Consider the following 12,643-nt stretch of genomic DNA (forward strand, 5'->3'; position numbering starts at 1 on the left):
GGTCACTCCTGGATGTGAGTGCGGCTTCGGGAAACCAAATTTTGTCGCTCCGTCGCAGATCCCAAACCTACTGATTCGAATGGCTCATATCCGGTTGTGCCAAGTATCTTCATGCAATTCACATACTCCTCGCTAAACATTACCGAAATATTTCAGTGATGCTGAAGTCGTGTGCTAATCGATGTTATTTTTTGTAAATTAATTTATTAAATCAGAGTGTTATGTGGCTCAAGTAACAAGAATGTCACAATCGATCTGCAGCCTTATAGCCATCATTAATATGTGGTGGCGTCATGCTCAAAACCGTTCGAAGTAGAATCCTGTTCTTTTCATTTTTTTCGGTCCTTGCGCTCTTGGCACTTGCATTGTTGTCCTGGTCAATTATTGGAAAGGCGGAAAACGCCGCAAAAGATTTGATCCAGAATCGCATGCATGAAGCCTGGTTACTGGATGATCTGGAGCAGGACCTGCGGCTTGTGCAGGACCTTTCTTTCAAAATCAAAGGTCAGTTACTGCTGTGGGGTGAGATCAACGAAGAATACGAGTCACTTGCAGAGTCTATTCCTGCTAAGTGGAGCGCGATTCAGCGAAGTGCACAGCTGAGTGCCTGGGCAAAAGATAACCAAAGTATCCACGAAGCGGTGGTTGTATACCTAGAAGAACTCGCGGAAGGAATCGAGGAGAAGAGTTACTATCAGGCAGGTAAAACGGTGGACTTTTCACTATTTGCTGCTCTGTCGCCATTGCTTGAGAGCATCAACGATCGCAAGGAGGGAAGTCGCACTCATATCGCTGAGGAATCTGATGAGCTACTGGGGTATCTCGACCGCCAACAGGTTTCGCTGATTATCGGATCTGTTGCCTTTTTGGCGGTCATTGTTCTGATGACGCTCTGGCTGAGGCAAACAGTCATTGTGAGGCTGCAGCGGATCGAGCGGGATATCCAGAGAATGGATGAGTGTTCGGATTTGGCCAATCCGCCGGGTCTGGCCGGGTCTGACGAAGTCGCAGGAGTTGCTGCAGCTCTGATTCGGCTGGTCGGTCGGTTTGAAGGGTTCATCAAAGAAATAAGGGAAGCTTCAAAAAGTATCAACGAGGGATCTGATCGCCTCGGTATCCAGGCGGGAGAACTGGAGTCAGCATCTCAAACGACACAGCATCAGATTCAAGATGTGACAGACTCAATGAAGGCGATGGCAGATCAGGCTTCCACCATTGAGGCATCGACTCGTGAATCCACTGAAGCTGTTCAGGCGGCCGTGACGGCAAATTCGGACATTCAGTCCAGCTTAATAAAAAGTGATACGGCGGTAGAGCGCACTGTAGAGGTCATTGGTCGGGTCTCCGGGGCGATACAAGAGCTGACGGAATCGGCCTCGAAAATCGAGAAGGTGATCGGGGTAATTGCTGACATAGCTGAGCAAACGAATTTGCTGGCCCTTAATGCAGCAATCGAGGCAGCAAGGGCGGGCGAATATGGACGCGGGTTTGCCGTTGTTGCTGATGAGGTTCGAACACTTTCGAAACGCACTGCCGATTCCACTCATGAAACACGGCAATGGGTAGCTGATCTGGTTAAGGGCGTGCAGGGTGTTGAATACTTGATAGCTGAAATGATGGAGGCCGGTGATGATAACCGGCAGACTCTTGACGATCTTAAAGGTCATCTTGTCTCGATGAACCACTGGTTTTCGGATCTGGAGGGGCGGAGTGTCACAATTAATGAGGCGCTCTCGCTGCAACGTGAGGCAATTGAACGTGTGGGTGAGCGGTTTGTGGCGCTTGATGCCCATGCGGCGACAGTCAGCCAACATGTGGCTGGTAGCCGAGAGATAAGTTTGGGTTTGAAGCAGAAAGCGCACTTGATGAGTGATCTCACCGGCCGTTTCCGGATAACTGTTGATTGAAGTATGTAGAGCCATCAAAGCCGGATCTGCTCCCGCACTTCTTAGTACTTTTCAGCAATCGACAAACGTTTCGCCGTCACGGAATTGTGACATCGCCACTGTGCAAATATGGAGTTCTACCGCGTTACTGGGGACGGTTATAAACCGGCCACTCGTCGAGGTTTTTGGCCCGCCAGCTCTTGAATTCTGACCCTGACCCCGTTTCAGATCCGTCCAGAATTGGAAAATTTCGGCCCTGCCCCTAACGGACCTCCAAACCGGCCGCTAAGCATCGAGGGTGATCTTCCAATCTGAATGTCCGCTTTGCGACCTACAGGATAATTTGTTGTGTCAATTTCCGACCACGCTATAGCGGCATGACCAGTTGGCTGATCCATTGTTTAAATGTTGTTTCTGAGTCTTTCGCACTTAACGACTTCAGGAGTATGTCGGTAGATTAGACTCGATACAAGGAAGGTCGGTAGAGCCTATCTTGCGAAACGGGTTGATTGTTAATCCTCCTCATCCCTGGTCAGACAGTCGCCGCCACGCCCAATTCAGGATCCTACGCAGCTCTAAGGTATATCTCACACGAATCCTGCATTGACAATGATAGGGTTGGGGCCGAGTCAGTTGGTCAGGACGACCGGGACTCAACGCCGGCACGGATGCCAGGCAAACGCGACACCTGCCAAGTGGTGTGACGCGCCAGGGAGAGACTTGGCACCACCCGCGCTTGTCACAATTTTTCCCCTTTGATCGACCCAATCTTGACCTATTGAATCAGGCACAGCAGAATACTGTTTGCATATCGCTATGTTGGCATTGGCTGTTGGTTTGCGCCGATCGCAATTCGGAGCCAGGCCTCTTCGGAGGGCTGAGCGCGCTCAAATAGCCTCCGCCATGCCAGATAGCTTGGCAGATATGCCGTTCCAACCCCATGAAACCGCGCCATCCAGCCCTTCAATCGACTCATATAACTGTTGACGTTCTGTATGTGGTATTCCTTCCCGATCACTCGCTGATTATCGAGTGTAACCAGTCGGTGGTGGGCAATGCCGTGCTCTCTGGAAAAGGTTTTATACCAGCTGTGGCCATCTGAACATAGAATCGAGTCAGGATTGATAATCGGCGTCAGAAAAGCATGAACCGTCGGTTTGTTTAATGCAGGATCTACCAGATCGCTGATGTTACCGTTGCGATCCCGTGCAATAAGTACCGGGATTTTATCCGCTTTATGCTTCCTGTTACTTTGCCCGCCACGCTTCCTGGAACTGCGATGCGTGATGTTGCGCTTGCCTTTGCAGGACTCGGCAAAAAAGGTTTCATCCACTTCGACAATGCCGGAGAGGGCATTCGCGTTGGCATTTGCACTGGCTGTTAGAAAACGGTGACGCCACCTAAAAGCTGTCTTTAAATCAATGCCTACTCGAACTGCCGATACCCGCAGGGTCAGGCTGTCTCGCATACATCTCAGGTAATCAAACCACTTGTTGCGGTGATGCAGCCTGGCCAGTGATGTTCCTGTGACGGCATTAAAGGTCTTGTGACAAGTCAGGCTCTGGCATCGATATCGCTGCAACCCACTGGAACGCCCCCATTTGACGACGTGCTCATATCCACAACGAGGGCATCGGCGGTGAGATCTGGCCGCTTCAAGCAAAGTGTGAGACTGAGCGTTGATCTGCCCAAGAAGCTGATGGGCAAGGTGTTGTTTGAGATCAACCGGGAGGTGGGCCAAGGCCTTTTCGAGGGCACTAAGGTCAGCTTTTTTCATGTTGCACTCCACCGAAGGACTGTTTATACAGTAGTATATACAGTACTATCAGAGTGTACCAACAGCCGAAGCCAACATAGCCTTGCCTATACAATATTGAGTCGGAGGCATTCCATCACTCTCCATTAGCATCGGTTGCCGTCCGCATTGTTTTTGGAAAAGTTACGGTATTTGCCATCTGACCATACTGGTTTGCCACTCTGGGCGCACGGGGATTAGCGGGCTGGGGATGGAGTTTCGTCGCCGACATAATATGGCATATGCCACCCTTCAAGCGTTTGCTTCAATGCAAACCGTAGGCATCGTTACAGAAGATGGTATTGAGCTTTATCATTGGCTCGGCGTGGCAGATCGAAGGATTCTACGATTAGTTCCGGGGTTAAAGTCGGTTCTATTGGATATCGAAGCTTGGCGAACGATGATTCTTGAACCTTACAAACGGCTTGGCTCCGGTGTCTACATTGTAGTGGCTTTCATTGGAGATGGCAGAGTTGTTGGCGTCATGGAAGGACGACAGCCGATGGTCAGGGTTTTGTCGTCTAAACCGGACGCGCTGGGCCGGTCCTTCGGCCACGACACTGAATAGATCTAATTCTGGAACTCTGACACCTGGCGTTCCAGGTTCGCGTACATTGCCAGAAGATCGTCCTCGTTGAGCTTTCCTCTAGTGGTTTTCTTAGCCCTATGTTTTTCCAGCTGGCTTCGCTGTTCGGCGTAGACGTGATGGAGGACGCTGGCTTGATAGTCGCAGCCCTCGTGATCGTTCAGTTGTTTGCGAAGCGATTTGAACTGATCAGGACTGGGAACCTGTTCGAGCTTTTTAGCGATGTCTTTGGGTCGGATATCGAACGCTTCTCCCCAATGTTTTACGGCCTGCTCCCATGCCTGAGAAAGAGATGCCCGCTCATCAATGTAGAATTTGGTGGCAGCGCCTCGTTTGTTTACGGAGAAATAGCAGGTTTCTTGTGCAGCACTTTTCCCACTTCCGATGCCAAGCGTGATGCCCTGGAAGCCAACACCGCGACAGGGGAGGGTTGTGGGATGGTCTTTCCCAATGAAATCCAAATATTGAAGTGCTGCGGAGCGGGCCATGTAACGGGCCTCATAGTACTTGGCCCTGGTCTCTTGATATTGGTACCAGAGTTCTTGAGTAATTCGGGTGTTCGGCCTCTTAAGAGAGAAATACTTCTGATAGCGTTTGCCTCGGATGGTGGCAACAACTCGCCAGCCGTGGAAGCCAGAGGTCAGCTCCCCTTTTTCATAAAAGCTAATAGCCATGGATAGTCGATCTTTCCCGTTCAATTCACGTTAAAGATATTAGGCAGCCAAGCAAACGTCTTCGCTTTGTTCTCAGGCTGATGCCAGCTTGCTGCGACTGTTACTGGTGAATAAACTTCGCAGCCTTTTTGGGCTGCAAATTCGTAACACCGACCGTTGGTTAGTCGTTGTCATTTCCTTGGAGTGGAGCATCGTCCATGGGGCGTCAGGATGCGGGGGATGATACGTTGGCACCCTACGGCAAGTTTACACCCCAGAGGACATTTACACATCATGGTTTGCGTTTTAAGAATCCTGCCCCTCTTCTTTTCGTTGGTAGTGGGTTTCGTCAGTGTTCCGGCCCATGCGTCCGTTATAAAAAAGTCGAACAGTGGCCTTTGCCATCCACCGCAAAGCAGTTGGTATGAGCGAACCCAGAATTATCAACCCTACGACTCCCTTGATGCCTGTTTGGATTCAGGTGGTAAATTACCAGATGGAGTCTCTTTTGCATCGGTTCGACAGGCCCAGGAGCAGCAAAGCAGGCTACGTAGCTATGAACGGTCTGCGTTTGGTCACGGTTGGGATGATGCTGATGGAGACTGTCAGGACAGCCGTGCTGAGGCATTGGTTGCCCAATCCACAACCAACGTCCGGTTTGCAGACGAAAGTCGTTGTAGGGTGGTCTCAGGCCGATGGATCAGTCCGTTCACAGGCAAGGTCATCCAGAACAGCAGCGAGATTGACATTGAAACACGTAGTTCCGCTCAAGTGGGCGCTGGAAGCGCGGAGCGAAGGGTTGGACGCGAGCTAAACGAGAACGGTTTGCAAACGATATGGTCAATCTCTCGCCCGTCGAGCTAGTCTTAATAGCAGCAACTATAACAATAAAAAATATCCCAAATGATCGTGTGAGTGAGTGAATAAGCGCTTTTAGGTTTAGTAAGCATACTAATCTAAAATCCTAAAGGTTAGCTGAAAGAAACCACGGCGTGACTTCTGTTCATGTAGTAGCACGCAAAAAAATCACCCCACTTTTGCGTCCACTCTGTTTTCAAAGCGGACCTTTCTGGACGTTCACAAGCTCTTAAACAATAGCGAACATTGGTGAGTACGTGATCCAAGCATCGTGGCTAAGTTTGGTTAACTCCCGAGCCCAGTAATGGGCACCGGAACAGGCCTCCATGCCGATCAGGCACGGTGGCAGTTACGCGAAGAACGCCAGCAGCTTAGGGCGATTGAGCCGTTTACGAACCACGGCCTTGCCGTCTTGATTGGTGCCGTGAATACTGAACACAGTTTTCGCCAGATCAATGCCAATGGTTGTAACATTCATGATGACCCTGTAGTGGTCAACTAATCCCGGACAGTATTTTAAGGTTTTCCTCAGCGGCAACGGGAGAAATACCACCGTTGAACGTGTGAGGTCGTTGCCGGTTGTAGTAGTCCATCAGATAGCCACCAACATCTTTTTTGGCCTCAGGCAGGTTCCGATATCCCAAGGCCGGTATCCACTCAGATTTCAGGCTCCTGAACAGCCTCTCCATCGGTGCGTTGTCCCAGCAGTTGCCACGTCGGCTCATGCTTTGTGTCATTCGATAGCGCCATAGTCTCTGACGGAACTTACGGCTTGCATACTGGCTTCCCTGGTCCGAATGGAACATAACTTTCTCTGGGTGACCGCGCAGTTCCCAGGCGTGGTCCAGAGCTTTGACGACCAGATCTGCATCCGGACTGGATGACAACGCCCAACCAACAACGCGGCGAGCATACAGATCCAGCACGACAGCCAGATAACTCCACCGCTGGCCGCTCCAGACGTAGGTGATGTCACCACACCAAGCCTGATTGGGCCGGTCTACCGTGAACTCGCGGGCCAGGTGGTTCGGGATATCCGGTCGTTCGACCGTGGCCTGCTTGTAAGCGTGAGGGCCTGGCTGCTTACAGATCAGCCCCAACTCGCTCATCAGACGTCGAACCTTGAAGCGCCCGACGACAATGCCTTCTTCGCTGAGTAAGCCCTTTATTGTCCGGCTGCCGGCAGAGCTGCGGCTCTTCGTGAACAGCCGGTTTACCTGGGCCTTCAGGGCCAGACGCTCAACATCCACACGGTTCCGCCGTTGGCGGTATTCGTAGTAACTAGAACGACTGATATCAAACGCATTGCAGACCATTTCAACAGGTATTCGCTCACTCAACTGGTCTATCAGCGCGTACGATTCATGTCGTCCGACATCAAGAGAGCGGTAGCCTTTTTTAGTATGTCTTTCTCCTGTTCAAGGCGCTTGCAGCGGGCTTCCAGCTCCTGAATACGGCGCTGCTCCGGGGTTAACGCCTTGCCCTTCGGGGTGACACCGTCACGCTCCTCGGTCAATTGGTTAACCCAGCGCCGGATAGCACTTTCACCAATTCCCAGAGACACGCTCGCCTGGGGAATCGTGTAACCTTGATCCAGCACCAAGCTGGCTGCTTCCTGTTTGAACTCAGGAGAAAAAGAACGTCGCTTTCTGGTCATCAGACACCTCGTTTATGGTGGCGATATTACCACCTACGTTGGTGTCCGGAATCATTGAACCACTACAACCCCTCCTGCTCTGGCTGAAGACGTCAGACACCTTCAATGTGGCACATCGATGCCTGGGGAGCAGGGGAAGCTTATATCATTCGTTAGGTGTTTTAATGGAGTATCTCTACAATGTACTTCTATTCCTTGCTCAAATTGTGTTCTTTTGGATTATACTTAGCGGTAAGGTTTCGATAGATAGAAGTTGGCTGGTTGTTCAATATGGCTGGGTACTCAAGGTAGTTGTGATCGTATTCACTTTGTTTTTCTCCCTTGTTTTATATTCTGCAATTCAAGAAGAGAGAGTTATTCAAGTAGTTTACTGGTTTCTTTTCTCTATCGTCGGAGTAGGGCTAGTGAGCTTGAATGAGGTCTTTCGTCGAAAAATTTGGTTCGATGAAAAGATGATTTACTACCAATCAGCTTTCGGCAAAAGAGTCAGATTACCGCTTTCGGAAGTCGTGTCCATAAGCCGTGGCCGGTATGGGTCCTCGTTTAAAATAGTCGGGGCGAAGGGACAAAAAGTTGAATGCTTCCTTCATATGGCGGGTAGCATTGAGTTTTATAATTATGTTCGCTCAATATCAAGAAATGACCAAACCTAACCAACGCATCAACCTCGCCATGGACTTCCAACTGATGCGCAAGGCGTTAATTGACATGAGCAGAGTCGTTGAGTTGGTAGATGGAGCCCATTTCGTAGCAACTCTATGGTGCTTGTCTCCCCTAATTCCGGTGTCGTTGCTGGCTTCTGAGGAGGTAGTTTGGATGCCTTACGCTGGGGCGTGCATATTTGCCTTATTCGGATATTCCGTTTGCAAGCTGCGTTCAAAACGCAAGCGCGAGTCTCGTTGGGGGTATTCTGATGCAGTTGCATATATTGTCCTACCACTCACGTTATTTGGTCTCTCGTCGTACGGAATGTTCAGCAGTGCTGTCACTTAACCAATCCCGTTAGTCCCGAGGCCTTTGAAAAGGCCTCCGTTTGAGGCTGAGGTGTGTCATATGCATCGCGGTAAGTCCAAAACGGAGACAACTCCATTGGCATTGGTCGCCTTATCCGAATGTTCGCTTTGCGACCGCCTACGCCTTCCCAACTACTCTAAATAAAAGGATTCTCGATGCCTCCTCCTCGCGATCATCTAATAACATTGGCACCTGATGTCCAATGATCCGTTCCTACTGATCGCGGAGAGGCGAAGTATTTAAAGAATATCGGGGTGTGCCCTGGTTTTTTCAGTCATACCGGCTTGGTCTGTGTGCCTGGTCATCAACCTCTGACAAGGGCCCGGGCAGCCGACAAGACGCATTCCTGAAGGGGCTGCATGAAATTGGGGCTCAGGGTGCCTGCGTCAATTATATTCATGGTCAGCAGCCTTTGCCCGGGTAGCTGATCGATTTGGAAAGGGCGAACCCTTGAGGACGTAATCGACGACTCTGGCAAAAGGGCCACTGCCAGTCCAGATTCGACCGCCGAGTATAGGTTTGCCATGTCCGAACTGGTCAGTACCGGATGATAGTCCAAGCCGGACTGCCTCAGATCCGAGGCAGCGAGATCCCGCAACGCGCAGTCGCTTTCCAGCAAGGCAACCGGGAGTGCCTCCTCTGTATTGATCGGTAGCCCGGCCGGGGCATACCAGTACAGAGCTTCCGACCACAAGTTTTTCTCCGGGGAGAACTGAGGCTCGCCCGTAACAATGGCCACATCCAGATCCCCGGTGGTTACCAGTTCCCGGAGTTTACGGCTGCGGCCACAGGTAATCCGGGGCACCAGCTCGGGAAAGGCCTTCCGAATGCGAGGAATGAACTGCTTTAGGAACGGGTGGGCATAATCTGTGGGTATTCCGAAGTGCACCGGCCCTCGCAGGGGCTCCGCGCTAAGCGCACTCAGCGTCTCATTGTTCAGACGCAGCAGTCTGTCAATGTAACTCAGCAACGTTTTACCGGGCTCCGTAAGCTTGATGCCCTGGTTACTCCGTTCAAGAAGTCGCTGCCCCAGCTGTTCTTCCAGGCGCTTGATCTGCATGCTGACAGCTGCTTGCGAGCGGTACAAGCGACTCGATGCCTCTTTAAAACCGCCTGCCTCTACCACGGCGGCGAAGGTGTTCAATAGGTCCAGATCCAGTAAGGGTTTCATAGGATTCGTCTTCGTTCATGTATCACAAAACCTAAATTATCATATCAGCAATATTCGTTTGATTGAACTACTCTGCACTTTTATGATGTCGCCATATTCATTGCAATTGACGATTTAGTGATCAGGCCAATGGGTCTGGCACGAACGAGGAGATGACACCATGAATCACATCGATATCCCTGAGACCATGACAGGAGTTGTTCTCACCGGGCATGGCGGTTTGGATAAACTCGAATTCCGGGAGAACCTTAACGTGCCCAAGGCCGGGGTGGGAGAGGTGCTTATCAAGGTCGGTGCTAGTGCCATTAACAACACCGACATAAATACCCGCACAGGCTGGTATTCCAAGGGCGTGACAACGGGAACGGATCAAGGAGCGGCATCCGGATTTGAGACGGCCAGCGAGGAAGACGGTACCTGGTCCGGAAAGCCCTTGAGCTTTCCGCGTATTCAGGGAGCCGATGTGTGCGGAACCATCGTTGCGGTCGGTGAGGCAGTGGACCGGGGACGGATCGGCGAGCGAGTGCTGGTTCGCCCCATGCAACAGTCGCCTGATAACCCGTCCTCCTACAACCTCATCACATTTGGTTCCGAGTGCAATGGCGGCTACGCCGAGTATGCCGTGGCGAGATCCAGCGAAGTGTTTGCGGTTAACAGCACACTGAGCGACACCGAGCTGGCGTCTTTTCCCTGTGCATACTCAACCGCTGAAGGCATGCTGGACAGAGCCGACCTGAAAGCCGGAGAACGGATTCTAATCACAGGCGCTTCCGGCGGCGTTGGATCAGCAGCAATTCAGCTGGCGAAACGCCGGGGTGCCGAGGTCATCGCCGTGTGCGGTGAATCCAAGTTCGACGAGGTGCGTTTGCTGGGCGCTGACCAGGTCGTTCCCAGGGGGGAATCGCTGCTGGAAGTACTGGAGCAGGACAGCGTTCAGGTAGTGGCGGATCTGGTCGCTGGCCCGCAGTGGCCGGAGTTATTGGAGGTGCTTAGCCGAGGCGGTCGTTACGTCGCCTCGGGGGCCATTGCAGGGCCAATGGTGGAGCTGGATGTTCGTACTCTGTACCTGAAAGATCTGAGCCTGTTGGGTTCCACCTGGCAGCCCAAAAAGGTGTTCGAGAATCTGATTGGCTACATTGAGCGGGATGTAATCCGGCCCGTAGTAGCGAAAAGATACGCTCTGCGTGATGTGGTAACGGCTCAGCAAGATTTTATGACCAAGCGCTTCTCCGGCAAACTCGCGATTGAAGTTGCCGAACAGAATCACTGAACAAGAGAGCAGGTAGGAAGAGAAAGCTGATAAAAACGCACCGTCCCTGGTGCCAAGACGCAAATGAAACTTCTGAAACAGGAATGCCTCAACCGTGGCTTTCGGAGCGCACCTCGCCACGGATAACAACCTGACCGCTGTAAGGGGCCGGCTCTGCGTTTTCATGGTTCGCGTTCCGGTCCTGAATTTCACCACGAATAACGACCTGGCCGCTGTAGGGCGCGGGATGGGCCTCTTCGGTGCTCGGCTGGTCTGACTTTCGGTCTGCCAGAGTTGCGTGAGCGGGAAGGGCAGTCGCAGCCATGAGTGAAGCCAGGGTAATCAGTGCAGCTTTACGCATTTCAATTCTCCAAACATTGAGTGGGTTCAGCTGATCCCGCGGCAAAAGCTGTTCGGGCATCAGATGGGAGAATTATGGAGGCGAAGGCTGCCGAAGGAATAATTCTTAAACGGTATGGCTAACATCATTTTCCGTGATGTAACTAACGCGCAACCGCACATTTAGTGGCCGTATTTATGCTTATACATAACCCTCAATGATGTTTTGAATATCAATCCATAATTAGTCCTGCCAGCCCGCTACTTGAAAAATAGCAGCCAACTTTTCGACCGATCTGAATTCGGAGTTGGCTATGTTTCGTCGTTTACTAATTGCTTCCCTCGCAACAGTTGTATTCGCTCCTTTTGCGCACGCAGAGCCTGGCGACTCGGTACTTGCGCTTTCGACAGACAATGACCTGTTTGCGCCGACACAAACAGACAGAGACTATACAGCGGGTCTCGCCATTACCTATTCATCCAACTCACAAGAATTCATTGATAACCCCGTGTCCCAGGTGAGCCAAGGCTTGGACGGTTTGTTGCTACCTATTGTGGGGGGCAGCGTCGAAATCCCCGAAAGCGCCGCGCTTGAATTCGGTGCTTATGGTTTTACCCCTGAGGAGATCAGCGCATCGGACATTGATCGAAGTGATCGGCCATACAGCAGCCTGGTCTATATGTCGTCTAGCCAGAGTTATGAATCCCCCGGTGCAGGCTCCGGTTGGACAACGTCGATGACCGTCGGGATTCTCGGGCTCGACGCGTTCAAAGCCGGGCAAAATGCTGTGCACAAGGTGGTGGGTAGCGATCGCGCAAACGGATGGGATCATCAGATCTCGGAGGGCGGTGAGCCGACGTTCCGATACTCAGCGGCGTATCACCAGTACCTGGACGCCAGCCAACCCGATCAGCAATACAAAGTGACCTATTTTGGATCAGTGGGCTATTTGACGGAATTCGGCGCGGCGCTGGTGTTCCGTGATGGACTGATTTCCTCGCCAGACAACCGTTTTAACCCTGAGCTGATGGCTTATGGCGAACGAGCGCCGGGTGTTTCGGCACCAGGTGGCCGTGAGAGCTATTTCTGGGGCGGTTTGTCCGTAAAAGCGCGGGCGTACAACGCATTTCTTCAGGGGCAGTTTCGCGATTCAGACCACGAGCTGACCGCCAATGATCTGAACATTCTGCTGGCTGAAGTCTGGGGAGGCTACACCCACAGTTTTCTCGGCGGCAGCGAAATCAGTTACGTGCTGCGAGTTCAAAGCTCCGAAATTAAATCTGGTACGGGAAACCGCACCCTCGCCTGGGGTGGCATTGTGTTTAGCAAGCGGCTGTGAAGGCCGCCGGTGACCATTCATCAGATCACTGAATGGAACATATACCGCACCGGAATTAGTTTTAACCCCGTGAAGGCCTCATTCTTTCACTAACC

Annotated in this window: 10 protein-coding genes and 1 pseudogene; 5 read left to right on the top strand and 6 right to left on the bottom strand. The window is 51.7% G+C overall.

What is annotated here, in order from left to right:
• The first annotated feature begins 293 nt into the window (after window positions 1-293).
• Entirely contained in the window at window positions 294-1,907 is a 1,614-nt protein-coding gene (locus ACP86_RS20065; protein WP_053115229.1) for a methyl-accepting chemotaxis protein, read from the top strand.
• Window positions 1,908-2,700: 793 nt separating this feature from the next.
• Here the strand turns inward: ACP86_RS20065 and ACP86_RS20070 are convergent.
• Window positions 2,701-3,663 (bottom strand): IS1595 family transposase, encoded by a 963-nt coding sequence (locus ACP86_RS20070; RefSeq protein WP_041336099.1) that lies wholly within the window; start codon window positions 3,661-3,663, stop codon window positions 2,701-2,703.
• A 229-nt stretch (window positions 3,664-3,892) separates the two neighbouring features.
• On the opposite strand from ACP86_RS20070, the gene ACP86_RS20075 reads away from it, so the two are divergent.
• Window positions 3,893-4,249 carry a hypothetical protein gene (locus ACP86_RS20075; protein ID WP_227507767.1) on the top strand — a complete coding sequence of 119 codons (357 nt, stop codon included), beginning with the start codon at window positions 3,893-3,895 and terminating at the stop codon, window positions 4,247-4,249.
• A 2-nt stretch (window positions 4,250-4,251) separates the two neighbouring features.
• Here the strand turns inward: ACP86_RS20075 and ACP86_RS20080 are convergent, their stop codons facing one another.
• From ACP86_RS20080 to ACP86_RS20095, 3 genes and pseudogenes are all read right to left on the bottom strand, one after another.
• The gene (locus ACP86_RS20080) at window positions 4,252-4,941 is read right to left on the bottom strand and encodes a hypothetical protein (RefSeq protein ID WP_053115232.1); all 690 of its coding nucleotides are present in this window, start codon (window positions 4,939-4,941) and stop codon (window positions 4,252-4,254) included.
• A gap of 1,105 nt (window positions 4,942-6,046) precedes the next feature.
• A pseudogene (locus ACP86_RS22340) lies at window positions 6,047-6,256 on the bottom strand (IS110 family transposase); the annotation flags it as partial.
• 16 nt (window positions 6,257-6,272) lie between these two features.
• Window positions 6,273-7,435 (bottom strand): IS3 family transposase gene (locus tag ACP86_RS20095; protein ID WP_085986438.1). Its coding sequence is split into 2 segments (ribosomal slippage): window positions 6,273-7,180 and window positions 7,180-7,435, totalling 1,164 coding nucleotides; the frame shifts between segments, so codons are not numbered across the junction.
• A gap of 164 nt (window positions 7,436-7,599) precedes the next feature.
• Here ACP86_RS20095 and ACP86_RS20105 point away from each other — a divergent pair.
• A complete protein-coding gene (locus ACP86_RS20105; protein ID WP_008172247.1) occupies window positions 7,600-8,088 on the top strand; it encodes a DUF6560 family protein in 489 nt (162 codons plus the stop codon).
• Between the two features lie 665 nt (window positions 8,089-8,753).
• Here ACP86_RS20105 and ACP86_RS20115 read toward each other — a convergent pair.
• Entirely contained in the window at window positions 8,754-9,620 is an 867-nt protein-coding gene (locus ACP86_RS20115; RefSeq protein WP_008172249.1) for a LysR family transcriptional regulator, read from the bottom strand.
• 160 nt (window positions 9,621-9,780) lie between these two features.
• Between ACP86_RS20115 and ACP86_RS20120 the strand changes: the two genes are divergently transcribed.
• On the top strand, window positions 9,781-10,890 hold the full coding sequence (locus ACP86_RS20120; protein ID WP_008172251.1) for an alcohol dehydrogenase family protein: 1,110 nt from the start codon (window positions 9,781-9,783) through the stop codon (window positions 10,888-10,890).
• An 88-nt stretch (window positions 10,891-10,978) separates the two neighbouring features.
• Here the strand turns inward: ACP86_RS20120 and ACP86_RS20125 are convergent, their stop codons facing one another.
• Entirely contained in the window at window positions 10,979-11,230 is a 252-nt protein-coding gene (locus ACP86_RS20125; RefSeq protein WP_008172254.1) for a hypothetical protein, read from the bottom strand.
• Between the two features lie 292 nt (window positions 11,231-11,522).
• Here ACP86_RS20125 and ACP86_RS20130 point away from each other — a divergent pair, with 292 nt between their 5' ends.
• A complete protein-coding gene (locus ACP86_RS20130) occupies window positions 11,523-12,548 on the top strand; it encodes a lipid A deacylase LpxR family protein (protein WP_053115234.1) in 1,026 nt (341 codons plus the stop codon).
• Window positions 12,549-12,643 lie beyond the last annotated feature (95 nt).

Source organism: Marinobacter sp. CP1, assembly GCF_001266795.1.
Taxonomy (GTDB): Bacteria; Pseudomonadota; Gammaproteobacteria; order Pseudomonadales; family Oleiphilaceae; genus Marinobacter; species Marinobacter flavimaris.